Below are 24,218 nucleotides of genomic sequence, written 5' to 3' on the forward strand. Positions count from 1 at the left end.
ACAAAGAAAACCGCCGGCATTCCCGCCGGCGGCCTCCTCCTCTTGCTCTCGGTAGACGAGCGTCCCCGGTCCGCCTGCGGCGGACGTCCGGCGCGCGATCGGCCATCAGTCGATCAGCTCGCCGCGGAACGCTTCTTCCTTCTCCAGATTGCCGCGCAGATGCTCGTACGTCGGCGACGTCCAGAAGAACGGATCTTCCACCAGCTTCGCCGCGTCGTCGCGCGCCTGCTCCAGCACTTTGAAATCGGCGACCATGTCCGCGACTTTGAACTCCGGCAGCCCGCTCTGCTTCGTGCCGAAAAAGTCACCCGGTCCCCGCAGCTCCAGGTCGCGCCGCGACACTTCGAAGCCGTCGTTCGTATCGGTCATGACGCCCATGCGCTGACGGCCGAGCTCCGACTTGGGGTCGGCGATCAGCACGCAGTACGAAGCATGTTCGCCCCGGCCGACGCGGCCGCGCAGCTGGTGCAGCTGCGACAATCCGAAACGGTCCGCGTCCATGATGACCATCAGCGTAGCGTTCGGCACGTCGACGCCGACTTCGACGACGGTCGTCGAAACGAGCAGATGCGTCTCGCCGGCATAGAATTGGCGCATCGTCTCTTCTTTCTCCGCCGCGTTCATCCGGCCGTGCAGCAGGCCGACCCGATAATCCGGCAGCGCCTGGCTCATCTGCGTATGCAGATCGATCGCGTTCTGCACGTCAAGCTTCTCGGATTCTTCGATCAGCGGGCAGATCATGTACGCCTGCCGGCCCTGGCTCACCTCGCGGCGAATAAAGCCGAGCACGCGCTCCATCATCTCGTGCTTGACCCAATACGTCTCGATCGGCACCCGGCCTTTGGGACGTTCGGCAATCGTCGACACATCCATATCGCCGAACGCCGTAATGGCGAGCGTGCGCGGGATCGGCGTCGCGGTCATCGTCAGCACGTCCGGGTTATAGCCTTTGCGGCGCAGCACGCTGCGCTGATTGACGCCGAAGCGATGCTGCTCGTCGGTCACGACCAGGCCGAGCGAGCGGAAATTGACCTCGTCCTGAATCAGCGCGTGCGTGCCGACGAGGATATCGATCAGCCCCATTTGCAGGGCGGCGAGCAGATCTTTGCGTTTGCGTCCGGTCACGCTGCTCGTGAGCAGTCCGACCGTGATGCCGAACGGTTCGAACATTGTGGTCAGCGAGCGCGAATGCTGCTCGGCCAAAATCTCGGTCGGCACCATGAGCGCGCCCTGAAAGCCGGAGCGGACGCTCGTAAACAGGGCAATCGCGGCGACAGCCGTTTTGCCCGAGCCGACGTCGCCCTGCAGCAGGCGGTTCATGCACGCTTCGGAGCGCATGTCTTTGAGAATTTCCAGTTCGACGTTTTTTTGCGCGTCGGTCAGCTCGAACGGCAGGCTGCGCACGAATTCGCGAATGACCGCGTTCGGCGTCGTATGCAGCACGCCGTCGCGCCGGTCGCGGTTCAGCGAACGGTACGCCTGCAGCTTGAGCTGGAACAGGAACAGTTCTTCGTAGACCATGCGCTTGCGCGCTTCCTGGCCTTCGGCCAGGTCGCCGGGCTGGTGCAGCAGGCGGATCGCCTGCGGACGCGGCATCAGTTCGTACTTGGATACCAGTTCTTGCGGCAGCACTTCTTCGAGCGCGTCGCCGTATTGGTCGAGCGCGCTCGCGATCGCTTTGCGCAGCGAGTTCTGCGTCAGGTCGCCGCCGATCGAATAGACCGGCTGAAGCGAGCCGCTGCGTATCGTTCCCCGGTCCGGGAATTCGGACTGCGTGACGTTCATTTGCAGACGGCGCCCGTCCCATTTGCCGGTCAGGATAATCTCCCGGTCCGGCTCCAGCTGTTCCTTGAGGTAATTGCGGTTAAACCATACGGCGGTAAACATCGAATAGTCCGCCAGCATTTTGCAGCTCAGCTTCGTTTTTTTGCCGAACCGCTGCACGACGGGGATACCGGCGATTTTGGCCTGTACGGTCGCTTTGTCTCCGTCTTTGACGTCGCCGAGCGGCTTTTGCCGATAATCTTCATAACGAAACGGGAAATATTCGATAAGGTCCTTGACGGTAAAAATGCCAACGGCGTGCAGCTCCTCCACCTTGCGGGCGCCCACACCGTTGACTTCTTTTACCGGGATTTGATCCAGGCGATTGTTCATTGGGTTCTCCCTTATTTGACGGAAGGCCAGATATAGATCGCGTTGCAGCCCGGTCCGACATGCGTGCCGACGACGGAGCCGATATGGGAATAGACGACGTCGCCGACGTCGAAATGCTGGCGCAGCAGCGCCAAAATCTCGTCCGCCGATTCCGGCTGAACGGTGTGCCCGATCGCCACGTCCACCCGGCCCGCTTCGCCCAGCTCCCGCTGGAACAGCTCGACCACGCGGGCCAGCGCTTTTTTGCGTCCTCTGGCCTTCTCTACGGCGTAAATGACGCCTTCTTTGTCGATCGACAAGATCGGCTTGATATTCAGCAGCGTACCAAACAGCGCCGCCGCGCGGCCGATCCGGCCGCCTTTTTGCAAATATTCGAGCGTGTCGACGAGAAAATACAGCTTGCGGACCGATTTGAGCCGTTCCACTTCGGCCACAATCTCCGCGGTCGAAGCGCCGGCCCGCGCAAGTTCCGCGGCCCGTACCACCATGAGGCCGAAGCCGTAGGAGGCGGACAGCGAATCGATCAGCGTGATATCCGCCGCGTCGTTCTCCAGCATCGACCTGCCGAGCGTCGCGGATTGGAACGTGCCGCTCATGCCGGTCGAAATATGGAGCGAGACGATCGGTGCGCCGGGGTGCTCGTCCAGAATGCGCTGATATTCGGCGGTGAAGTCGGCCGGCGAAGGCTGCGAAGTCGTCGGCAGCTTATCCGCCGCCGCAAGCCGGCGGTAGAATTCCTGCGCCTGGATATCGACGCCGTCGAGCAGCGCTTCGCCGCCGAACATGACTTTGAGCGGCACGACGCGAATGCCGAGACGTTCGATCAAATTCTCGGGAATGTCCGACGTGCTGTCGGTTACGATAATCGGATTCATCTGTCACCGTCCTTTGGGTTAAGGGAAAAGCCGGCCTCGGCCGGCTTTTCGCCTGTTCGAGCGGGAGAAGATCAGGCTTCCACCGAGAACATGTAGTCGTACACCGGCTGTCCGCCGGTATGGAATTCCACTTCGGCGTCCGGATATTCGGACGTGAGCCACTCGGCCAGTTGGGCCGTGTCTTCCTGCGAAGCGTCTTCCCCGGCCAGCAGGGTGACGACTTCGTCGCCGCTGTCGATCATGGCCGACAGCAGCGTGCGGCTGGTCGTCAGGCGATCGGCGGCCGTCGCGACGATCTTCGAATTGAAGATGCCGATATAGTCGCCGGCCTTGATGTCCAGTCCGTCGAACGTCGTATCGCGCACGGCGTGGGTGATCTGGCCGGTCTTGACCCGCTTGATCGCCTCGTTCATCTGCGCTTCGTTGACCTGCGCGTCTTCGTCTTCCTGGAAAGCGAGCGCCGCGGCAATGCCCTGCGGAATGCTCTTGCACGGAACGACCGTGACCTGGCGTTCGCCTTCGAGCAGATCGCGCGCCTGCTGGGCGGCGAGCACGATGTTGGAGTTGTTCGGCAGCAGGAATATATGCTGCGCGGACACCTGTCCGATCGCTTTGACGAAATCTTCCGTGCTCGGGTTCATCGTTTGTCCCCCGGACAGCACGATATCGATCCCGAGGCTTTTGAAGATTTCTTCGATGCCCGATCCGCTGGCAACGGCGATAAAGCCGTAAGGCGCCACTTCGTCGGCCGGCAGCGCGGCCTGTTCTTCCGCCGCGGGTTCAAGCGTCGGCATGTCGGCGAACAGCTCCGGAGGCGCCGCTCCGTCCATGCCGGCGTTCAGCAGGTCGCGGTGCTGCTCGCGCATATTCAGAATATGAATCTGCGTGATCTCCCCGTAGCGCAGCGCAAGCGTCATCACTTCGCCCGGCGTTTTGGAATGCACATGCACTTTGACGATGTCTTCGTCGGCGATAATAATGATCGAATCGCCGTTGACGGCGAGTGCTTTGCGGAACGCTTCTTCGTCGAACGCGGTTCTCGAACCGTCGCCGAGCCCGAGGTTCACGAAAAATTCCATGTCGTACAGGAATTCGATATTTTCGGTCTCGAGCTGCGCCTGGGCGGAAGCCTGCACGTTCGGCACTTTCGGAGCCGCGGCCGGCTTGCCGGATTGCTGCGAGCCTGCGCCGATCGGATTGGCCGCGTCCGCGGAAGACCCGTTCTCCAGGTAGTCGAGGAAGCCTTCATAGATGTAGACAAGGCCCTGACCGCCCGAATCGACCACGCCGACCTGCTTGAGTACCGGAAGCTGGTCCGGCGTGCGGTCGAGCGCGTATTGGGCTTTGGCCAGCACTTCGCGCATCAGCTCGACGACGTCCGTCGTCCGGCGCGAGTAAGCGGCCGCGTGTTTGGCCGCTTCGCGGGCAACCGTAAGGATCGTGCCTTCGACCGGCTTGACGACCGCTTTGTAAGCGGTATCGACCCCGACCTGAAGCGCGGCCGCAAATTGGATCGCGTTCAACTCGGGATGCGAAGCCGCGTACCGGCCGAAGCCGCGGAACAGCTGCGACAAGATGACGCCCGAATTGCCGCGCGCTCCCATCAGCAGTCCTTTTGACAACACCGTGGCCGACTGGCCGAGCGATGCGGAAGAACGTTCCCGCAGCTCGGTCACGCCCGCCGTCATCGTCAAATTCATGTTTGTGCCCGTGTCGCCGTCCGGCACCGGGAATACGTTCAGCGCATTGACATGTTCCGCCTGACGGGAAAGCCTCTCCGCCCCGGCCAATACCATGCCTGTAAAATCAGTTCCGTTAATCGAACGCCTGCTCAATGAAAATTCCCCTTCCCACACCTGCTGGATACGCAAACGCCGCAAACCGAAGCGTCCGCTCTATTTGGATGTTAAGCCCGTATGCTGCTCGCTCTGCGCACGCCTGCCGCTCTGCCGGTCAGGCGCACGCCGGAAACCGGGTTTCCGTCCCCCGCGACCCATACGGGACTTTGGCGGCCGATTGCGCGGTCCGCTCCTGCCTTATACGGATGAACTGGGCTTGCGGTCACATCCCCATGAGCCTCTTGCAAAATCCGGGCAAAATTTTGAAGCAGATTTTGCAAAAGGCCCCACCTAATATTGTACTATAAGCGCACGTATAAATAAATAAAGTTTTTAGAACCGTTGACGGAGCTTTTTTTGTTGTGTTATGATGTTCTAAGTGTTGCTTATGTATGTTTTATCTAAGCAAGGAGGTGTCATTCATGGCTCGCAGATGTTTTGTATCGGGTAAAAAACCAAGCTCCGGCAATCACGTTTCCCACGCTAACAACCGCAACCGTCGTACTTGGGGAGTTAACGTCCAAAAGGTTCGCATCCTCGTAAACGGCAAACCGAAACGCGTATACGTCAGCACCCGGGCGCTCAAATCCGGTAAATTGACCCGCGTTTAATCCAGACATAGACCGGAAAGCACCTTCGTCAGAGGGTGTTTTTTAGTTTAATCGCGGCGACAGCCGCAAGTCAGGTATGACCGAACGGCAAAAAAAGCCGAAGTCCGCTCTTTCCGGAGCGGGACTTCGGCTTTTTTCGTGCGTTCTTTTTTACCCTTCGAGCTTTGTCGGATCGAGCCGGACCGACCTGTCCCGTCCTACCGGGTAATCAGATCAAGCCCATTTGATAGCGGACCATCGCGATCAGCACGGTGAAGAACAAGAAGTAGACCACCGTCCAGATGATGAAGCCGATCTTGGGCCCCCGCCCTTCCAGCTTGCGGAAGTACCAGATGACGAGTCCCGCGGTCAACAAGCCGACGAGCGCGTTAAACGGCGTCGGCAGAAAAGCGAACAGCGCGATCAACAGGCCGGTCACCGAAGTGACCAGAGCCAGCATCAGCGTCGATTTGAGGTTCATTCGCCACGCTCCGCGCTTTCGCGGATGACGCGGATCGCTTCGGCGCGATCGCTCGCGCCGTACACGGCGCTGCCGGCCACGAGCACGTCGGCGCCCGCGGCGACCACTTTGCCCGCCGTGTCGGCCGAGATCCCGCCGTCGACTTCGATGCGCAGATCGTGCATGCCGAGCGAATCGGCCAGCTCGCGCGTCTCGCGAATCTTGTGCACGGTGCGTTCGATAAACGCCTGTCCGCCGAAGCCGGGATTGACCGTCATGATCAAGACGAGATCCAGATCTTCCAGCACTTCGCGGATCGCCGACACCGGCGTGCCGGGATTCAGCGCCACGCCGGCCTGGGCGCCGTGTTCTTTGATCAGGTGCACGACGCGGTGCAGATGCACGCAGGCTTCCGCATGCACCGTAATGACGGAAGCGCCGGCTTTGGCGAATTCCGCTATATAATCTTCCGGGTTCTCGATCATGAGATGCACGTCGAGCGGCAGCTTCGTCAGCGGCGCGATCGAGCGCATGATCGGCGCGCCGAACGAAATGTTCGGCACGAAGTGCCCGTCCATGACGTCAACGTGCAGCCAATCCGCTCCGCCTTGTTCCACTTCGGCGACGTCGGCTCCGAGCTTCGAGAAATCCGCGGACAATATCGAAGGAGCAATCCATACCATAGTTCAGTACCTCCGTTTTTTATCTTTCATTTCCTGGTAAAACGCTTTGTAGTGCTTGTAGCGGCTCTCGGCGATCTCTCCGCGTTCCAGCGCTTCGCGCACTTTGCACTGCGGCTCGTGGAGATGCGTGCAGCCGCGGAATTTGCAGCCGTCGGCCAGCGCCGCGAATTCCCGGAAACAGCTCGGCAGTTCGTCGACGCCAAGTTCCAGGAAATCGAGCTGGCTGAAGCCCGGCGTATCGGCAATGTACCCGCCGCTGCCCAGATCGACCAGTTCCACGTGACGCGTCGTATGCCGTCCGCGGCCGAGGCGCAGGCTGATCTCGCTCGTCAGCAGATCGAGATCGGCGAACATCGCGTTGAGCAGCGACGATTTGCCGACGCCCGATTGGCCAGAGAATACGCTGATCTCGCCCGCCAGGCGCTCGCGCAGCCGATCGGCTCCGAGCCCCTGCGGAGAGCTCGTCTCCAGCACCTCGTACCCGATCGACGTGTACAGCGCTCGCGCCTGCTCCACTTCTTCGCGGGTCTGCACGTCGTCTTCCGCGATCAGGTCCATCTTCGTGAAGCAGATGATCGCTTCGAGTCCTTCGTTCTCGATATGTACGAGGAACTTGTCCAGCAGATTGAGGCTCAGATCGGGTTCCTTGACCGAGAAGACGAGGACGGCCACGTTGACGTTGGCGACCTGCGGACGCACCAGTTCGGACGTTCGCGGCTTGAGTTCGGTGACGGTGCCTTCTCCGTTCTCGGTGAGTTCGTAGACGACGCGGTCTCCGACGAGCGGCGATTTGCCTTTGAGCCGGAATAGTCCCCGGGCCCGGCACTGAATCGCTTTGTCTCCGGGAGACGCTTCGTTATCCTTGACGTAGTAATAGCCGCTCAAAGCTTTGACGATTAATCCTTCTGGCATGCTTCACCTTCCTTTTTCCGTAACGGGAGAGAGCCGGACTTGCGTCCGGCCCGTCGGGTGCCCGTTTGATTGTTGAAGCTTTTTATTTCCCGTTGGGGTTTTCTTTGTTTTTGCCATTACCGTTTCCGTTCCCATTGCCATTGCCGTTCCCTTTGCCGTTACTGTTGCCATTGCTTTTGAGCGCGGCTTTCTCCACTTTGCCGGCGGATACGGCCTGCCCCGGCGGAGCGAGCGCGGAAGGATCGCCGGTCGGCTCTTCTTCCGTGCCTTCCTCGTCCGTGCCTTCTTGGGCCGGTTCTTCGGGAGCGGTCTCCTCCGGCGCATTTTCCGTCGAACCTTCGCCCGAAGGAGCGGCGCCTTCTTCCGGCGTCTCTTCTCCTTCTACCGGCTGTTCACCGGCGTTATCGGCCGGAGGGTCGGCAGGCTGCGGCTCGGGCTGCGGCGTGACTTCCGGTTCCTCGGCCGGAACTTCCGGCTGCTGGAACGTCCCGCGGCTCGCTTCGGTATAATCGACCGGATACGACGAGATCAGCTGATTGTCGCGGTAGACCATGACGACTCCGTTCCGGTTCGGAGCCAGAACGAGCGCCACAGGGAAGATTCGCACCGACGAGATCGTATCGCGGCCCCATTCGATCCGGTCGCCGCGCGCATCGCTGTATTCGATACGGACTTTGGTCGCCACGCCTTCCGCGGAAGGCTCGACCGGCACCTGAACGGTAAAGTTCAGCGCTTCGGGCGGAATGCCGGAGCTGACGACGAACTTGACGACTTCGCTCGGCTTGAGTTCGGTCCCGGCCTGCGGTTCCTGGCTGATGACCTTGCCTTTTTCTACCGTGAAGCTCGGCTCTTCCGACGACGAAGGCGCGAGCGCCTGGCCGTTAATGGCGTCGAGCGCCTCCTGGCGCGTCTTGCCGACCACTTCCGGCACTTCTTTTTCTTCGACGCCCATGCTGACGGTCAGCGTGACGGTCGCCTGCTCGGGATCGAAATCTTCGCTGGCCTGCGGCTGCTGCGCGATGACCGTTTCCGGATCGGAATCGTCGAACTGCTCCTCGCGCACGATCCGGTCTTCGGTCACGCCGAGCGCCACCAGATCCCGGCGCGCTTCGTCGTAGCTCAACTCGGTCAGCTTCGGCATCTCGGTCAGCGGTTTTTCCGAACCGACGGTCAGGATCAGCGCCGCCCCTTCCTTGACGCTGAGCCCTTCGAGCTTGCTCTGCCTGAAGACGATGCCCGCTTCCGTGGACGGATCGTATTCGTACTTGACCCCTTCCACTTCCAGCTTGCGCGCGGCGAGCGTCGTGCGCGCTTCGTCTTCGGTCAGGCCGATTACGTTCGGCACGGTCGTCTCCGGCACGACGAACTGACGGCTCCACAGCATGACCGCGATAAACACGATTGCCAGAAACAGCAGCGTCGAGCCGATAATGATCGCCGGCTTTTTCCAGCTTTTTTTGCCGGCAGACTTGGCTTTCCCTTTGCCTTTGTCCGCCGAATCACTGCGCTGCATGTCCGGCGCGGACGCATACGAAGAACGGATCGCCGGCACGACGAGCGTCCGGTCTACGTCGTCTTTTTCGTCGAACAGCATTTTCTGCTCGTCGCGCCGCGAAGGCAGCAGGCACGTATCGAGATCGCTTTGCATCTCGGCCGCGGACGCGTACCGTTCGGACGGATTTTTGCGCATCGCCCGGACAATGATGTTCTCCACGCTCTGCGGAATTATCGGATTCAGCTTGCGCGGTTCTTCGAACTCGTCCTGCAAATGCTTGAGCGCCACGCTGATCGGGCTTTCGCCCTCGAACGGCAGCGCCCCGGTCAGCATCTGGTAGATGACGATGCCAAGCGAATACAGATCGGACTTTTCGCCGGCGTTGACGCCTTTGGCATGCTCCGGGGAGAAATAATGGACGGAACCGACGACCGAACCCGTCTGGGTAATCGTCGTCGACGTGACGGCGCGGGCGATCCCGAAGTCCGTCACTTTGACCCGTCCGCCCCGGCCGATCAAAATATTGTGGGGTTTGATGTCCCGGTGAATAATCTGGTTCGTATGGGCGTGGTCGAGCGCGTCGCAGATCTGGGACGCGAAGCGAACCGCTTCTTCGACCGGAAGAGGGGCGCGTTCCTTGATCACCTGATCCAAATCCTGGCCTTCGATATATTCCATGACGATGTACGGGGTCTCGCCTTCCTGCCCCACGTCGTAGATGCTGACGATGTTCGGGTGGGACAGCGACGCCGCCGACTGCGCTTCCCTGCGGAAACGCCGGATAAACTCGTCGTCGTGTATGAACTGCTGGCGCAGCACCTTGACCGCCACGTGACGATTCAACAGCAGGTCGAGCGCCTTGTACACGAGCGCCATGCCCCCGCCGCCGACGCGCTCCATGATTTCGTAGCGGCCGCTGAACACCTGACCGATCATTGTACCCACTCCTTCGTCGCCGGATCCTGGCCGGCGCGCCCGTTTTCGAACAGGGCGACGGTGATGTTGTCGTCGCCCCCTGAACCCAGCGCCATGCGGACCAGCTTGTGCGCGCGGTCTTCGAGCGCCGCGCCCGGCTTGAGCACCGTGCGCAGCATTTCGGCCTCGGCCACGAAATTGCTCAAGCCGTCGCTGCACAGCAGCAGCCCCTCGCCCGGATTCAGCGAGATGCGGCGCACGTCGACCTTGACTTCGGCGTCGGTGCCGAGCGCCCGCGTCAGCACGTTGCGCCGCGGATGGGCTCCCGCTTCCTGCGGCGTGATCTGCCCGCTTTTGAGCAGTTCGTTGACCAGCGTATGATCGTCGGTCAGACGCTCGATGCCGCCGGAATCTATCCGGTACGCCCGGCTATCGCCGATATGCGCGACGATGCCTTCGGTTCCGCTGAGCAGCACCGCGACGACCGTCGTGCCCATGTTATGGTAGCGAATATCCGATTCGCCTTTGCGGTACACGACTTCGTTCGCATGCAGGATCGCATCGCCGAGCGCCGCTTCGCACGCTTCGATCGACAGACCGGGCTCCAGTCCGCCGAGATCGGCGACGATCGTCTCCACCGTCAGGCGGCTCGCCGTGTCGCCGGCCAGGTGGCCGCCCATTCCGTCCGCCACGATGCCGAGCGTGTAGCCGCCCGGTTTGATCCGGCCGACCCACGACAGATCTTCGTTGACGCTGCGTACGTTTCCGATATGCGTTGCATGAACGGTATGAATCGCCATCCTAGCTCACCTCGCAGCCTTTTCCTGTCCTTTTTGCATATGTTGGGCGCGCAGCTGGCCGCAGGCCGCGGCGATATCGTGTCCCTGCTCGCGGCGGATCGTCGCATTGATGCCGTTCTCGGTCAGGATGCGCTGGAAGTTGAAAATGTCGCTGCGCGACGTACGGACGTATTTGCGCTCCGGCACGTGGTTGACCGGAATGAGGTTGACGTGCGCCATACGCGTCTTCAGCACGTCCGCCAATTCCTGCGCGTGTTCGGCCTGGTCGTTCACCCCGCCGATCAGCGCGTACTCGAACGTGAGGCGACGGCCCGTTTTTTCGAAATAATAATCGAGCGAAGCGATCACGTCGTCGAACGGATAACGGCGGTTGACCGGCATCAGCTTGGAACGCAGCTTGTCGTTCGGCGCGTGGATCGAAATCGCCAGGTTGATCTGTGTGTCTTCGTCGGCGAATTTGTAAATGTTCGGCACGATGCCGCTCGTCGAGACGGTAATGTGGCGCTGTCCGATATTCAGACCTTTTTCGTGGATCATGATGCGCAGGAACGTCATCGTCGCTTCATAGTTCTCGAACGGCTCGCCGGAGCCCATGATCACGATGCTGCTGACGCGTTCGCCGTCTTTGTCGAGCATCTTCTGCGCTTCGACGACCTGGGCGACGATCTCACCCGCTGTCAGGTTGCGCTTCAGTCCACCGAGCGTGGACGCGCAGAACGTGCAGCCGATCCGGCAGCCGACCTGGGTCGTTACGCAGACGCTGTTGCCGTAGTTGTGCTTCATGATGACCGTTTCGATTGCATGTTCGTCATGCAGGCCGAACAGGAACTTCACGGTGCCGTCTTTGGACTGGAATTTCGTAATTTCTTTGAGCGTGACAAAAGCGAACTGACCGTCCAGCTTCTCGCGCAGGCTTTTGGACAGGTTGGTCATTTCCTCGAAGCTCGATACGCGCTTGACGTAGATCCAATCGAAGATCTGGTCGGCGCGGAAAGCCGCTTCTCCGTTTTCCTTGACCCACTCTCGCAGAGCGTCAAGATTGTAATCGTATATGAAAGGTTTCATGTTGTCGGTTATCCCCTGTTCGTTGATTTTATCGAATGCGTTGACTTTATCGGTTTTCATCTTATCTATATTAGCACAAAAGGCGTTCATGCTAAAGAGGAACCCCGACCGTCCCTCTGGCGGGTCTGGCGAAGGTCCCTCTTTGTTATCGGACGCGAGCGTCCTTTCGATACTTTTTTTCGGTAAAAAAGTACCGGAACTTTAGTCTCTGCGGCGCAGTCTGGCGATATAGAAGCCGTCCGAACCGAACTGGTTCGGCAGGATTTGCACGCCCGCGCCGCCGGCCTGCGGCAGATCATCGAGCGTAGGCGCGTCGAACGGCTCCGCGACGTATTCCGCATGGTCGCGCAGGAACTCGGCGACCGCGCGCTGGTTTTCTTCGCGCTCGATCGTGCACGTGCTGTAGACGAGGATGCCGCCCGGCTTCACCAAGCCGGCCACGGCGCCCAGCATCTGCCGCTGCAGCTTCGCGATCGAAGCGGCGTCTTCCGGCGTCTTGGCCCAGCGCAGATCCGGTTTGCGCCGGATTACGCCGAAGCCCGAACACGGCGCATCCAGCAGGACGCGGTCGAACGAAGCCGGTTCGAAGCGATCTTTGAGCGTCAGGGCGTCGCCCACGCTCGTCTCGATGCACGACAGGCCCAGCCGCTCGGCCTGCTCCGCGATCAACCCCTGCTTGTGTTCATGCAGATCGTTGGCCACGATGCGCCCGCGGTTGCCCATCTTCTCGGCGATATGCGCCGTTTTGCCGCCCGGTGCGGCGCAGCAGTCCAGCACGCTCATGCCCGGTTCCGGCGCCAGCGCTTCGGCCACGAGCATCGAACTCTCGTCCTGAATACTGAAGCGGCCGTCCCGGTACAGGCGGTCGTTCGCCAGATTGCCGCCGCTCTCGACGATGACGCCCTGCGGCGCAAGGTCCGAAGCGCGAACGCTGCGGCCTTCGGCTTCCAGTTCGCGCAGCAGTTCCGCGCGGTCCATTCGCAGCGTGTTGACGCGAAGGCTCGTCTTCGGCGCTTCGTTGTTCGACGCGCAGACGGCTTCCGCCGTTTCTTCGCCGTATTGGGCAATCCAGCGCTCGACGAGCCACTGCGGGTGCGAATGCTGCAGGGCGATTCGCTCCGCCGTCGGCAGATCGTCCGGAATCGACAGCGCGTCGCCTTCGCGCAGCACGCTGCGCAGCACGCCGTTGATCATCGCGGCGATACCGGAATGGCCTCTTTTCTTGGCGATCTCGACCGCTTCGTTCACCGCCGCGTGAGCAGGAACCCGGTCCAGGTAGCGGATCTGGTACAGCGACATCCGCATCAGGCTGCGCACCCACGGGTTCAGGCGCTTGACGCCGCTCTTGATAAACCGATCAAGGAAATAATCCAGCGTCGCCTGGCGCGAGATCGTCCCGTAGACGAGCTCGGTCGCAAGGCCCGCGTCCGCCGGGCTCAACTCCGCCTGCTGCAGCGCGCGGTTCAGCAGCAAATTGCTGTACGCGGCGTTCTCGTCGACGCCGGTGAGCACATTGAGCGCCACTTCGCGCGCGGTCGAAGCTTCGCGGCTCCGGCGCGGATAGCCGCCGTTCGGGCCGGGCTTCGGCTTGGCCGGCTGCGCTGCGGCGGACGCCGGCTTCTGGGCTGCGCCCGCAGGACGGGTTCCGCCGGAGCGAGGCCGATCGGAGGTCGACGCCGCCGGACGGCGGTCTGCCGGGCCGGCGGCGAATGCGGATTTGGATCTGCTCTCGGAATTCGAGCCGGATTTCGGTCCGGATGTCGAGCGAGATGCCGACTCATGCACGGCTGCCGGCTTGGCTGCTGCCGGAGCTACCGGTTTGGCTGCGGCTCCGGATTGCGAGGCCGGCGCCGATTGCGAGCGCGGCCCGGCCGTCTGCGGTGCTGCCGGTCTGGACGACGGCCGCGCGGCAGGCTTGGCGGTCTGCCGGGCCGCCGGCTTCGCGGCGTTTCCGTTGTTCGAATCGGATCCGCCCGCGGATTTGCCGGCCGCTTTGGCTTCGATCCGCTTGAGCGCGCCGCTTGCGTTCCGGCCGAGTTCTTTGGCCTTTTTACGATCGTCCGCTTTTTTGCGATCGTCCGTTTTTTTACGGTCATCTACTTTTTTGCGGTCGGTCGGCTTTTTGCCGTCGGCGCTTGTCGCGGAAGCCGCGGGCTTGTTCGGATCGAAGCCGCCGGACGGCTTGGCTCCCGTGCCGAACATGCGGATGCCTGTTCCTTCGGGACGTTTGCCGTTTGCTTTGTTTCCGTTCTCTTTGTTTCCGTTCATCCGAGCACCGTCCCTGCTTGCATCGACGTTCCGCGCACGAATTCGGACACCGGCATCGCTTTTTTGCCGGCAGGCTGCACTTTGGTCAGCCGGACGGCTCCGCTGCCGCAGGCGACGACGATCGCCTCGCTGTTCACGTCAAGCACCGTTCCGGGAGCGGCTCCCGCTTCGGGTCCGTTCTCTTCGGGCGGTTCCACCTGCCAAATCTTGAACACTTCTTCGTTCCACAGCGTATAGCCGCCGGAGAACGGAGACAAACCGCGCACCTGATTGAAGATCTCCCGCGGCGAACGGGTCCAGTCGATCCGTTCGTCTTCGCGCGACAGGTTCGGCGCGTACGTCGCGAGCGACTCGTCCTGTGCCTGGGCCGCGACGCGGCCGTTCAGCAGGCGGGGCAGTTCGCGCTTGAGCAGCGCCGCGCCGGCTTCCGCCATTTTGTCGAACAGCGACCCGGAATCGTCCCGGTCCGTGATGTCCACTTCGGTGACGGCGATCATGTCGCCCGTATCGAGCCCTTCGGCCATATACATGAGCGTAATGCCCGTTTTTGGTTCGCCGTTCATGATCGAACGCTGGATCGGAGCGCCGCCCCGGTAAGCGGGCAGCAGCGAGCCGTGCACGTTGACGCAGCCGAGTTCCGGCACTTCGAGCAGAGACTTCGGCAGAATCTGGCCGTAGGCGGCCGTGACGATCAGGTCGGGATGGAACGAAGCCAGCTCTTCGACCGCGTCCTTGCTGCGCATTCGCTCGGGCTGCAGCACGGGCAGATGACGCTTCAGCGCCGCTTCCTTGACAGGCGACGGCGTCAGCACCTTTTTGCGGCCCTGCGGCCGGTCGGGTTGGGTCACGACCGCCACGACGTTGCAGTCGCTTTCCAGCAGCGCCTCCAGGCAGGACACCGCAAACTGCGGCGTACCCATAAATACGATTCTTTTCTTTTCACTCATTGGTTTGCCTCGCTTTCCTGACCCCATTCATAAATTTTGTCCGCCACGTCCGTAAACAGAATGCCGTCCAAATGGTCGATTTCGTGCTGCAGCGCGCGGGCCAGCAGCCCGCTGCCGGTAACGCTCAGGCTTTGGCCGTCACGATCCAGTCCGCGAACCGTCACGGTCTGCGCACGGCGCACGTCGCCGTTCAGTCCCGGGATGCTCAGGCAGCCTTCCGCTCCGAACTGTTCGCCTTCGCGCTCCACGATTTCGGGATTGATCATCGCGATCAACCCGTGTTCGTCGCCGACGTCGATCACGATGACGCGCTTCAGGATGCCTACCTGCGGCGCGGCGAGGCCGACGCCCTGCGCGTCGTACATCGTCTCCGCCATATCGGCCATCAGTTTCTGGACGTTCGGCGTAATCTTCGTCACTTCTTTTGCTTTTTTGCGCAGCACCTCGTCGGGTTGTTTTACGATCAATCGAATAGCCATGTCAAGCACCTTCCTTGAATCCGTAGTAGTCGTCGGGCCCGTCTTCGTCCCATGCAAAAAACGCGGGGAACCGCGTCACATCATGACCTGAGGGTCGACGTCGATGCTGATGAGCAGATCCTGCTCCTTCGCCGTGTCTTCCAGTTCATCCGCGATTTCCCGCGCCAGCAGAGCGGCGTCCATTTCTCCACGCCATTTTATCATACATTGAAACCGGTATCTATTTTTGATCCGGGGAATCGGCGATGCGATCGGCCCGAGCAGGTCCAGCACGTTCGGTACAAGCTTGTCCATCCGTGCCAGCCAGCCGCGGGCGTGCGCTTTTTCTTTGATCAGGGCGGCGTAATTCTCCGCCATGCGCACGACGACCGGCAATTGTTCATGCGAGAACGTGACAAGAATGAGCCTGCAGTACGGCGGGTAGCCGAGCTTGCGCCGATGCCCGAGTTCCTCGCGCACGAACGAATGGTAATCGTGCTTCGAAGCGTGCAGCACCGAATAATGATCCGGGTTGTACGATTGGATAAACACTTCGCCGGGCAGATGATGCCGCCCTGCCCGTCCGGCGACCTGCGTGAGCAGTTGGAACGTTTTTTCGGCCGCCCGGAAATCGGGCAGGTTCAGGGCCGAATCGGCCGCGATGACCCCGACCAGCGTCACGTCGGGAAAGTCGAGCCCTTTCGCGACCATCTGCGTGCCGAGCAGCACGTCCGCTTTTTTGTCGCGGAACTGCTGCAGCAGCTTTTCGTGCGAGCCTTTTTCGCTCGTCGTGTCGACGTCCATGCGTACGACGCGAATAGCCGGGAACAGCTTGGCGAGTTCTTCCTCGACCCGCTGCGTGCCGGTGCCGAAATAGCGGATATGCTCGCTGCCGCATTCCGGGCACGTCTCCGGCACCGTCTCGGCATGGCCGCAGTAATGGCAGCGCAAATTGTTGGAGCGCTGATGGAACGTCAGCGAGATATCGCAGTTCGGGCATTCCGCGACGTAGCCGCATGTGCGGCACATGACGAACGTCGAATAGCCGCGCCGGTTGAGCAGCAGCACCGTCTGCTCGCCCCGCTCCAGGCGCTGCTCGATCGCTTTGTGCAGATCCCGGCTGAACATCGAGCGGTTGCCTTCTTTTAACTCTTCGCGCATATCGACGATAGTAACGCCCGGCAGTTCGCTTCCGAGCGCGCGCAGCGAAATTTCGGTCAGCACCGGCGAGAAATGCGGGTCGCTTTGCGAGCGCGCCGCATGATACGTCTCCAGCGACGGCGTGGCCGAACCGAGAATGACGACGGCTTCATGCTGCTCGGCCCGCTTGACGGCGACGTTCCGGGCGTGATATTTCGGGCTTTCTTCCTGCTTGTAGGACGATTCGTGCTCTTCGTCCATAACGATCAGCCCGATGTCCTTGAACGGGGCGAAAATGGCCGACCGCGCGCCGATCGCGACCTGCACCCGGCCTTCGCGGATTTTGCGCCATTCGTCGTACCGTTCGCCGCCGGACAGGCGGCTGTGCATGACGGCGACTTTGGCTCCGAAGCGGCTTTTGAACCGTTCCACCATCTGCGGCGTCAGCGAAATTTCGGGCACGAGCACGATCGCCTGGCGGCCCTGCTCGATGCAGCGTTCGATCGATTGCAGATACACTTCCGTCTTGCCGCTGCCGGTAATGCCGTGCAGCAGGAACACGCCTTCCCGGTGCTCGTTCAGCCGGCCGACGACGGCGTCGTACACCTGCTGCTGTTCGCCGGTCAGCTTGGGCGCTTCGCTCGGCTTGAAGCTGCGTCCCGCATACGGATCGCGGAACACTTCCACGTCCTCGAACCGCACCAGTCCTTTTTCCTCAAGCGACTTCACCGCGCTCGACGTCACGCCGAGCACGCTCATCACTTCCTTGAGCGCCATCGGTACGCCAAGCTGCATCAGGAAAGCAAACACTTCCTTCTGCTTTTTGGCTCTGGCCGGGAACTGTTCCAGCTGCTCGGCCGCCTGCTGCGCATCGACGTTCAGCACGACCGTTTTGACCGTTTTGCGGCCCATGCGGTCGCGGATCTCCTGGCTTTCGAACAGCAGACCGCCGCGGATGAGCGCCTGCACCGTTTTTTCCCGGCCGGGGAAGCTTTGGCGCAGCTGTTCGGCTTTGACCTGTCCCCGGCTTCTGACGTAGTCAAGAATCTCCTGCGCCGAAGGCACGTCAGCCGAAGAAGGTCCGCCGAACAGGGACAGTTCGTCATTCTCTTCCGGCATATTCTCCAGCAGCCGGCCGATTTCCTCACTCTCGCCTTCGGTCTGCTCCGTATGCGCCGCATGGATGAACCGCTCCGCTTTGCCTTTGAGCGCCGAAGGAATCATCGCCTGCAGCGCCGTCGTCTCGTGACAGGCGTATTTCTCGGCGATCCAGCCGCCCAGTTCGACCAGATCCGGCGGCAGCGGCGGCACCAGATCGAGCAGGTCGCGAATCGCTTTGATCCGTCCGTGCTTATATTCGCTTTCGTCCGTCAGGCCGACGACGAACCCCTGCACGGTACGTCCGCCGAACGGCACGCCGACGCGGCTGCCGACAGCGATCCAGTCCTGCATCTCGGGCGGAATCCGGTAGTCGAACGGCCGGCTGACCGCCCGTACCGGCACGTCCACAATGACCCGCGCAAAATTCATCGCTTCGCTCCCTCCGCCATGCGCCGCGAAGCTTCAAGCAGAATATCGCGCGCCGTATCGGCTTTGGACTGTTTCGGCAGATCGGCGATCTTGCCTTCCCGTCCGAACAGCCGCACGATGTTCGTGTCGGTTCCGAAGCCCGCGCCCGCCTGCGTGACGTCGTTCGCCACGAGCAGATCGCAGTTTTTGCGCTGGAGCTTTTCGGCGGCGTAGACGTCGATATCGTTCGTCTCTGCCGCGAAGCCGACCAGAAATTGATGTTCTTTTTGCGAACCGAGCGTTTGCAGCACGTCCACCGTTTTGACCAGTTCAAGCGCCATATGCTCGCCGCCTTTTTTGATTTTGCGCGGCGAACTCGATTTCGGGCGATAATCGGCGATCGCGGCCGCCATGATGAGCATGTCGGTATCGGCCCATTCGTTCAGGCACGCTTCGTACATGTCTTCGGCCGACTCGATCCGGATAATGTCCATACCGGGAGGAAGCGGGATTTGCACTTTGCCCGCGATCAGCTTCACGTCGGCGCCGAGATCGCGCGCGGCCTGCGCCAGCGCCGCGCCCATTTTGCCGGACGAATCGTTCGTAATGTAGCGGACGGGATCGATACGTTCGATCGTGCCGCCCGCCGTGACGACGACTTTTTTGCCCGCTAACGGAAGACTTCCGTCGCCGGGCGTCGAAGCCGCTGCCTCTTCCGCCGCGGCGGATACGGGCAGCACCGCTTCCCCGCCGGCCAGCCCAAGCTCCGAGACGCCGCCGGCCGTGGCGAACAGCGTTTCGCCGCGGCCGGCCGGCCGCTCATCCAGCGAGGTCGGGAACGATTCCGGACCCGGATCGAGAAAGGCGGGCTCGTCCGAAACGCCGCCGACAATCGCCTGCGCCTCGCTGCCGGCAGAAGCCGGATGTTCGCGCTCGGCGAAAAAGTTCCGCAGCACGTCGACGATCGTCTCCGGCTCTTCCATCCGCCCTTTGCCGACGTATCCGCAGGCGAGCATGCCGCTGCCGGGTTCGATCATCAGAACGCCGCGATCCGCGAGCGTCTGCAGATTGTGCATGACGGCCGGATGCGTGTACATATGCACGTTCATCGCCGGAGCGACCATAACCGGAGCGGTGACCGCAAGCAGCGTCGTGGACAGCATATCGTCGGCCAGCCCGTGGGCCAGTTTGCCGATGCTGTTGGCTGTCGCCGGCGCGATCAGCACCAGATCGGCCCAGTCGGCCAGATCGATATGATTGACGACTTTCGGGTTGATCTCTTCGAAAGTGTCCGTATGCACCGGATTGCGGGTCAGCACCTGCAGCGTAAGCGCCGGAATGAACGCCTGCGCGGACTCGGTCATGATGACCTGAACGTCTGCGCCCGCTTTGACCAGCTGACTGCACAGCGTCGCGGCTTTGTAAGCGGCGATGCCTCCGGTTACGCCAAGCAGAATTTTTTTCCCTTTCAACATGCCTTATTCCCCCTTCTGAAAAAAAATAACAACCTTATCGGTTGTTAAAGACGGAGCCTTGCGGCGTATTTTGTCTATTTGGGCAAAATGATGTGCGCGGAATGCGCCGAACGGACCTTTACAGGTTCCGTTTGCCTTTTTGTTCTTCGACCACTTCGTTCTCGTCGCGCGCTTCGATCTTCAGGTAATCGTTGTAGATCTCTTCGAGAGCCACGCCGACCTGCTTGTGCGATCTTGGGTTGGGCATGTCCGATTCGGCGCCTTCGCGCAGCTGTCTAGCCCGTCTGCTTGCGGCTACGACCAGGGAATACTTGCTGTCTACTTTGGTCATGATTTTGTCGATGGAAGGATATAACATGTTTATCGTCCTCTCTGTGCCTCCGTCTTCCGCGCGGGCGCGGCTTGAGTAAAGAGGCGGTCCGGTTCTCCGGCAATCTATGGGCAAAAAAGGGCGGCCTACTTCGCGATGCGGCAGTGTTCCGCCACGATGATCGATTCGATCCGCATGCAGGCCCGGTCCACTTCGTCGTTCACGACGGCGTAATCGTAATGGCGCATAAGCGCTATCTCTTCTTCGGCAATCGACAAGCGATCGTGAATAACCGATTCCGTCTCCGTTCCGCGTCCGACGATGCGATCTTTCAGTTCCTTGAGCGAAGGCGGAGTGAGGAAAATGAATACGCCGTCCGGGAAAGTCTGCTTCACCTTGAGCGCGCCCTGCACTTCGATCTCCAAAATGATGTCGTTCCCCGCTTCGATCGTCTGTTCGACGAAATCGCGCGGCGTTCCGTAAAAGTTCTCGACGTACTGCGCATATTCGAGCAGTTGGTCGTTTGCGATCATGTCGCGGAACTCTTCCTGGCTTTTGAAAAAATAATTGACGCCGTGCTGCTCGCCCGAACGGGGCGAACGGGTCGTCGCCGACACCGAATACACGAGTCCCGGCAATCTTTTGCGCAGCGCGCTGCATACGGTTCCTTTGCCGACTCCCGATGGTCCGGACAATACAATCAATAACCCTTTAGACATAGTTCTCTCCATTTATTCGTCGTTATCGTCGTCTTTGGTGGACAGGCGGTGCGCGACCGTCTCCGGTTGTACCGCGGACAAAATGACATGATCGCTGTCGGTGATGATGACGGCACGCGTTCGGCGTCCGTACGTCGCGTCGATCAGCATATGCCTGTCCCGCGCTTCCTGAATGATCCGCTTGATCGGAGCGGATTCCGGGCTTACGATGGAAATGATTCGGTTAGCCGATACAATGTTCCCGAAGCCGATATTGATGAGCTTGATTGCCATGTCCAGGTTTTCCCCCTAAGTAAGTTCGGTTCTTTTTCTGTAAGTCGGGCCGGCGCCCGGCCGTTATTCGAGATTGGCGGCCTGCTCGCGCATCTTCTCGAGCTCCGCCTTCATCTCGACGACATGGCCTCCGAGCGCCAGATGATTCGCCTTCGAGCCGATCGTATTGACTTCCCTATTCATTTCCTGGATCAGAAAATCCAGTTTGCGCCCTTTGGCGTCGCCGCTGCCGAGCAGTTCGGCGCATTGGTCGAAGTGGCTGCCGAGCCTCGCCAGTTCTTCGTCGATGCTGCACCGGTCGGCAAACAGCGCCACCTCCATGCCGAGCCGGTGCTCGTCGAGCCCGAAACTGCCTTCGCCGAGCTCCGCAAGCCGCTGGCGCAGCTTCGTCCGGTAGTCTTCGACGACCGTCGGAGCCAGGCGAACGAGCTGCTCCCGGGCCGCGGTCAGGTTGGCGAGGCGCAGCCGGCAGTCGCGGATCAGATGGCCGCCTTCCGCGCTTCGCATCGAGAGTAGCTGGCCGAGCGCTTCGCCGAGCCCTTCCCGCAGCACGCGTTCCCAATCTTCGTCTTCGGTCCCGGGAAGAGGCGATTCCATGGGAATCATCAAGTCCGGAAGCGATAGCAGCTCGGCTGCCCGAATGCGTCCGTCGATTCCGTAAGCCTGTTCCAATTCGCGTGCGGCCCGGATATAGGACTCCGCCGCCGCGCGGTTCAGCACCATCGAATTCCCCTGCGATTCGCTTTCTCTGGTCACGTATACGTCTATCCGCCCGCGCTTCACGTGCTGCTGGACGAGCCGCCGGAGAACGTCTTCAAAAACGTTCCATTCCCTCGGTATCCGCAGCACGACTTCGCAGTAGCGATGATTGACGGATTTGACCTCAAATTGAATTTTGTATCCGCCCTGCTGCATGGCGGATTGACCGTAGCCGGTCATACTGAAAGACATCGTCATCACATCCGTTACCCTATTTTAATGGATTATGCATACCGAAACAAGGGGAATCGCGAGTGTTTGCAAATTCGGGATTCGCCCTTGCATATCTTCAATTAAAGATATATACTGAAATTAATAAAGCAGCTTTACTTTTAACAATAAACTGACGAATAAAGGAGACGATGTTCATGCAGCTTCTCGGACAGCACCATGTTTCGATCATGACCGGCCAGGCCGAAAAAAACTTCGATTTCTTCACCCGCGTGCTCGGCATGCGTTTGGTCAAAAAATCGGTAAACCAGGATAACACAACTTCCTACCATCTCTTCTACGGCGATGCGGTGGCCAATCCCGGCACCGAAGTCACCTACTTCGATTATCCGGGCATCGGCCCGTCCTATCCCGGCGTCTCCAGCATTTCGTCCACTTCGCTGCGCGTGCCGACGACCGCTTCGCTGAAGTTCTGGGCCGAACGGCTGGATACGCTCGGCATCCACCATGCGGGCATCTCCGCGCGCGCCGGACGCGACGCGCTGGCGTTCGAAGATTTCGAAGGCACGCGTCTGGTGCTCGTCGCCGATAACGGCGAAGCCGGCGTCGCGCCGGGCGAACCGTGGGCGGCAGCCGACATTCCGCTCGAACACGCGATCGTCGGCCTCGGTCCGGTGACGCTGACCGTCGCCGATCCGAAGCCGACCGCGCTCGTGCTCACGCAGCTGATGGGCTTCCGCCGGATCGGCGCCTATCCTTCTCCGGCCGGCGACTTCGCCGAGATCGAAGTGTTCGCGACCGGCGAAGGCGGCTCGGGCGCCGAAGTGCATCTGGAAGCGCGGCCCGACCTGCCGAAGTTCCGGCTCGGACGCGGCGGCGTGCACCATGTCGCGTTCCGCATCCCGAACGAAGAAGAATATGCCAAATGGATCGACCGCCTGGCCGCAAGCGGCCTGCCGAACTCGGGCCGCGTCGACCGCGACTACTTCCGCGCCCTGTATTTCCGCGAACCGAACGGCATCCTGTTCGAACTGTCGACGGACACGCCGGGATTCGATATCGACGAACCGATCGAATCGCTCGGCGAGAAGCTCGGCCTGCCTTCGTTCCTCGAACCGCGCCGCGCCGAGATCGAAGCGAAGCTGCGTCCGCTCACGCTCTAAGGCAGACTTCCGGGCAGCGTCGGGCTTTCCCAGGCAGTGAGGCCCGACGCGCTGCCTGACGCGGATTCAACCTTTGCGCTTTCACTCGCCTTCAAGCCGCTTTTCCTTACGGAAAGGCGGCTTTGCTGCGCTCCGGCTCAGGCTCCGATGCGCGTGCCGCGCACCGGCAGGCGCCTAATGCCTAATGCCTAATAAGGAGCCTAACCGCAGGCGCAAGCAAAAACCGCAGCGGCGCGGCTGCCCCCTGCGTCGTCACGCACCCGTGACGAACGCAAACGGCGGCTTCGCGCGGCTGCGGTCGGTTGATTGGCGATTCGGAAGAAGCGGCGGCGCCGGGCCGCGGCCGGTCAGTCGGTCAGACGGCCGGTGTAGACAAAGGCGGCCGGCCCCGTCATGTAGACGTGGTTATCGGCTTCGTTCCATTCGATGAACAGGTCGCCGCCTTTGAGCGAGACGGTCGCTTCGCGTCCGCTCAGGCCGTTCAGCACCGACGAGACGAGCGTCGCGCAGGCGCCCGTTCCGCAGGCCAGCGTCGGGCCGGCTCCGCGTTCCCAGACGCGCATATCAATCTGCTCCGCGCTGTTCACCGTCGCGAACTCGACGTTGACCTTTTTGGGGAACAGCGGATGCTTCTCAAGCACCGGTCCCCATGTGGCGAGGTCGAAGTTGACCGCGTCGTCCACGTAGATGACGCAGTGCGGATTGCCCATCGACACGGCGGTGAAGCGGAACTGTTCGCCCAGCGCTTCGATCGGCTGGTCGACGACCGGTTCGCCGTCTACCGCGACCGGGATTTTGGCGCCTTCGAGAATCGGGGCGCCCATATCGACCCGCACCGTACGGGCGACGCCGTTCTCCGCGCGGATCGTCAGCGGCTGTACGCCCGCGCCGATCGTTTCGATCGTCAAGCTTTCGCCTTCGGCGAGCTTGTGGTCGTAGACGTATTTGGCGACGCAGCGGATGGCGTTGCCGCACTGCTCCGCTTCCGATCCGTCCGAGTTCATGATGCGCATTTTAAAGTCCGCATTTTCCGAAGGCAGAATATAGACGAGCCCGTCCGCCCCCACGCCGAAAAACCGGTCGCATACCCGGATCGCAAGCTCGGCCGCATTCGCCGGCAGTTCCTGTTCTCCGTACACGATAACAAAGTCGTTGCCCAAGCCGTGCATTTTCGTAAATTCCATCACGCATTCCACTCCTTATAGGTTTCGAGACCGGTCCTTCGCCCGCTTCCCG

General features: G+C 61.0%; 21 protein-coding genes. 2 read left to right on the plus strand and 19 right to left on the minus strand.

Going from position 1 to position 24,218, the window contains the following annotated elements:
- Nucleotides 1–105 precede the first annotated feature (105 nt).
- The 3 genes from recG to FTE24_RS13155 form a co-directional block, all read right to left on the minus strand.
- Nucleotides 106–2,157, minus strand: a complete 2,052-nt coding sequence (gene recG / locus FTE24_RS13145) for an ATP-dependent DNA helicase RecG (protein ID WP_150230013.1) — start codon at nt 2,155–2,157, stop codon at nt 106–108.
- A gap of 11 nt (nt 2,158–2,168) precedes the next feature.
- Complete coding sequence (locus tag FTE24_RS13150) at nt 2,169–3,032, minus strand: DegV family protein (RefSeq protein WP_150230015.1); 864 nt, start codon at nt 3,030–3,032, stop codon at nt 2,169–2,171.
- A 71-nt stretch (nt 3,033–3,103) separates the two neighbouring features.
- Nucleotides 3,104–4,867 (minus strand): DAK2 domain-containing protein, encoded by a 1,764-nt coding sequence (locus FTE24_RS13155; RefSeq protein WP_150230017.1) that lies wholly within the window; start codon nt 4,865–4,867, stop codon nt 3,104–3,106.
- 425 nt (nt 4,868–5,292) lie between these two features.
- Between FTE24_RS13155 and rpmB the strand changes: the two genes are divergently transcribed.
- Nucleotides 5,293–5,481 (plus strand): 50S ribosomal protein L28, encoded by a 189-nt coding sequence (gene rpmB / locus FTE24_RS13160; protein WP_141446113.1) that lies wholly within the window; start codon nt 5,293–5,295, stop codon nt 5,479–5,481.
- Nucleotides 5,482–5,689: 208 nt separating this feature from the next.
- Here the strand turns inward: rpmB and FTE24_RS13165 are convergent, their stop codons facing one another.
- The 15 genes from FTE24_RS13165 to FTE24_RS13240 form a co-directional block, all read right to left on the minus strand.
- Nucleotides 5,690–5,941, minus strand: a complete 252-nt coding sequence (locus tag FTE24_RS13165; protein ID WP_141446114.1) for a hypothetical protein — start codon at nt 5,939–5,941, stop codon at nt 5,690–5,692.
- Nucleotides 5,938–6,603, minus strand: coding sequence for a ribulose-phosphate 3-epimerase (rpe, locus tag FTE24_RS13170; RefSeq protein ID WP_150230019.1), 666 nt, complete (start codon nt 6,601–6,603; stop codon nt 5,938–5,940). The genes FTE24_RS13165 and rpe overlap by 4 nt, the downstream gene beginning before the upstream one ends.
- 3 nt (nt 6,604–6,606) lie before the next feature.
- Complete coding sequence (rsgA, locus tag FTE24_RS13175) at nt 6,607–7,515, minus strand: ribosome small subunit-dependent GTPase A (RefSeq protein WP_141446116.1); 909 nt, start codon at nt 7,513–7,515, stop codon at nt 6,607–6,609.
- Nucleotides 7,516–7,597: 82 nt separating this feature from the next.
- Complete coding sequence (gene pknB, locus FTE24_RS13180) at nt 7,598–9,946, minus strand: Stk1 family PASTA domain-containing Ser/Thr kinase (protein WP_150230021.1); 2,349 nt, start codon at nt 9,944–9,946, stop codon at nt 7,598–7,600.
- The gene (locus FTE24_RS13185) at nt 9,943–10,725 is read right to left on the minus strand and encodes a Stp1/IreP family PP2C-type Ser/Thr phosphatase (protein WP_141446118.1); all 783 of its coding nucleotides are present in this window, start codon (nt 10,723–10,725) and stop codon (nt 9,943–9,945) included. Before FTE24_RS13185 ends, pknB begins: the two co-directional genes overlap by 4 nt.
- Before the next feature lie 6 nt (nt 10,726–10,731).
- Nucleotides 10,732–11,790, minus strand: a complete 1,059-nt coding sequence (rlmN, locus tag FTE24_RS13190) for a 23S rRNA (adenine(2503)-C(2))-methyltransferase RlmN (RefSeq protein ID WP_141446119.1) — start codon at nt 11,788–11,790, stop codon at nt 10,732–10,734.
- A gap of 201 nt (nt 11,791–11,991) precedes the next feature.
- Nucleotides 11,992–13,575 carry a 16S rRNA (cytosine(967)-C(5))-methyltransferase RsmB gene (rsmB, locus tag FTE24_RS13195; RefSeq protein WP_415663135.1) on the minus strand — a complete coding sequence of 528 codons (1,584 nt, stop codon included), beginning with the start codon at nt 13,573–13,575 and terminating at the stop codon, nt 11,992–11,994.
- Between the two features lie 479 nt (nt 13,576–14,054).
- Nucleotides 14,055–15,005 (minus strand): methionyl-tRNA formyltransferase, encoded by a 951-nt coding sequence (gene fmt, locus FTE24_RS13200; RefSeq protein WP_150230024.1) that lies wholly within the window; start codon nt 15,003–15,005, stop codon nt 14,055–14,057.
- Nucleotides 15,002–15,484, minus strand: coding sequence for a peptide deformylase (gene def, locus FTE24_RS13205; protein ID WP_141446121.1), 483 nt, complete (start codon nt 15,482–15,484; stop codon nt 15,002–15,004). The genes fmt and def overlap by 4 nt, the downstream gene beginning before the upstream one ends.
- 75 nt (nt 15,485–15,559) lie before the next feature.
- Nucleotides 15,560–18,133 carry a primosomal protein N' gene (priA, locus tag FTE24_RS13210; protein WP_150230027.1) on the minus strand — a complete coding sequence of 858 codons (2,574 nt, stop codon included), beginning with the start codon at nt 18,131–18,133 and terminating at the stop codon, nt 15,560–15,562.
- Nucleotides 18,130–19,587: a bifunctional phosphopantothenoylcysteine decarboxylase/phosphopantothenate--cysteine ligase CoaBC gene (gene coaBC / locus FTE24_RS23285; RefSeq protein WP_237401756.1), complete on the minus strand. Its 1,458-nt coding sequence runs from the start codon at nt 19,585–19,587 to the stop codon at nt 18,130–18,132. The genes priA and coaBC overlap by 4 nt, the downstream gene beginning before the upstream one ends.
- Nucleotides 19,588–19,705: 118 nt before the next feature.
- A complete protein-coding gene (rpoZ, locus tag FTE24_RS13225; RefSeq protein WP_150230029.1) occupies nt 19,706–19,945 on the minus strand; it encodes a DNA-directed RNA polymerase subunit omega in 240 nt (79 codons plus the stop codon).
- A 98-nt stretch (nt 19,946–20,043) separates the two neighbouring features.
- Nucleotides 20,044–20,616, minus strand: coding sequence for a guanylate kinase (gene gmk, locus FTE24_RS13230; protein ID WP_141446124.1), 573 nt, complete (start codon nt 20,614–20,616; stop codon nt 20,044–20,046).
- Nucleotides 20,617–20,628: 12 nt separating this feature from the next.
- Nucleotides 20,629–20,889 carry an extracellular matrix/biofilm regulator RemA gene (gene remA / locus FTE24_RS13235; RefSeq protein ID WP_005548256.1) on the minus strand — a complete coding sequence of 87 codons (261 nt, stop codon included), beginning with the start codon at nt 20,887–20,889 and terminating at the stop codon, nt 20,629–20,631.
- A 63-nt stretch (nt 20,890–20,952) separates the two neighbouring features.
- Nucleotides 20,953–21,840 carry a YicC/YloC family endoribonuclease gene (locus FTE24_RS13240; RefSeq protein ID WP_150230031.1) on the minus strand — a complete coding sequence of 296 codons (888 nt, stop codon included), beginning with the start codon at nt 21,838–21,840 and terminating at the stop codon, nt 20,953–20,955.
- Between the two features lie 176 nt (nt 21,841–22,016).
- On the opposite strand from FTE24_RS13240, the gene FTE24_RS13245 reads away from it, so the two are divergent.
- Complete coding sequence (locus FTE24_RS13245; RefSeq protein WP_150230034.1) at nt 22,017–22,982, plus strand: ring-cleaving dioxygenase; 966 nt, start codon at nt 22,017–22,019, stop codon at nt 22,980–22,982.
- Between the two features lie 347 nt (nt 22,983–23,329).
- Here the strand turns inward: FTE24_RS13245 and dapF are convergent, their stop codons facing one another.
- Nucleotides 23,330–24,166 carry a diaminopimelate epimerase gene (dapF, locus tag FTE24_RS13250; RefSeq protein ID WP_150230036.1) on the minus strand — a complete coding sequence of 279 codons (837 nt, stop codon included), beginning with the start codon at nt 24,164–24,166 and terminating at the stop codon, nt 23,330–23,332.
- Nucleotides 24,167–24,218 lie beyond the last annotated feature (52 nt).

This window comes from Saccharibacillus sp. WB 17 (assembly GCF_008634075.2).
Lineage (GTDB): Bacteria > Bacillota > Bacilli > Paenibacillales > Paenibacillaceae > Saccharibacillus > Saccharibacillus brassicae.

Coding starts and splice junctions, on each gene's coding strand:
- recG (WP_150230013.1), bottom strand. CDS start 2,157: ATGAACAATCGCCTGGATCAAATCCCGGTAAAAGAAGTCAACGGTGTG.
- FTE24_RS13150 (WP_150230015.1), bottom strand. CDS start 3,032: ATGAATCCGATTATCGTAACCGACAGCACGTCGGACATTCCCGAGAAT.
- rpmB (WP_141446113.1), top strand. CDS start 5,293: ATGGCTCGCAGATGTTTTGTATCGGGTAAAAAACCAAGCTCCGGCAAT.
- FTE24_RS13165 (WP_141446114.1), bottom strand. CDS start 5,941: ATGAACCTCAAATCGACGCTGATGCTGGCTCTGGTCACTTCGGTGACC.
- rpe (WP_150230019.1), bottom strand. CDS start 6,603: ATGGTATGGATTGCTCCTTCGATATTGTCCGCGGATTTCTCGAAGCTC.
- rsgA (WP_141446116.1), bottom strand. CDS start 7,515: ATGCCAGAAGGATTAATCGTCAAAGCTTTGAGCGGCTATTACTACGTC.
- pknB (WP_150230021.1), bottom strand. CDS start 9,946: ATGATCGGTCAGGTGTTCAGCGGCCGCTACGAAATCATGGAGCGCGTC.
- FTE24_RS13185 (WP_141446118.1), bottom strand. CDS start 10,725: ATGGCGATTCATACCGTTCATGCAACGCATATCGGAAACGTACGCAGC.
- rlmN (WP_141446119.1), bottom strand. CDS start 11,790: ATGAAACCTTTCATATACGATTACAATCTTGACGCTCTGCGAGAGTGG.
- fmt (WP_150230024.1), bottom strand. CDS start 15,005: ATGAGTGAAAAGAAAAGAATCGTATTTATGGGTACGCCGCAGTTTGCG.
- def (WP_141446121.1), bottom strand. CDS start 15,484: ATGGCTATTCGATTGATCGTAAAACAACCCGACGAGGTGCTGCGCAAA.
- priA (WP_150230027.1), bottom strand. CDS start 18,133: ATGAATTTTGCGCGGGTCATTGTGGACGTGCCGGTACGGGCGGTCAGC.
- coaBC (WP_237401756.1), bottom strand. CDS start 19,587: ATGTTGAAAGGGAAAAAAATTCTGCTTGGCGTAACCGGAGGCATCGCC.
- rpoZ (WP_150230029.1), bottom strand. CDS start 19,945: ATGTTATATCCTTCCATCGACAAAATCATGACCAAAGTAGACAGCAAG.
- gmk (WP_141446124.1), bottom strand. CDS start 20,616: ATGTCTAAAGGGTTATTGATTGTATTGTCCGGACCATCGGGAGTCGGC.
- remA (WP_005548256.1), bottom strand. CDS start 20,889: ATGGCAATCAAGCTCATCAATATCGGCTTCGGGAACATTGTATCGGCT.
- FTE24_RS13240 (WP_150230031.1), bottom strand. CDS start 21,840: ATGTCTTTCAGTATGACCGGCTACGGTCAATCCGCCATGCAGCAGGGC.
- FTE24_RS13245 (WP_150230034.1), top strand. CDS start 22,017: ATGCAGCTTCTCGGACAGCACCATGTTTCGATCATGACCGGCCAGGCC.
- dapF (WP_150230036.1), bottom strand. CDS start 24,166: ATGGAATTTACGAAAATGCACGGCTTGGGCAACGACTTTGTTATCGTG.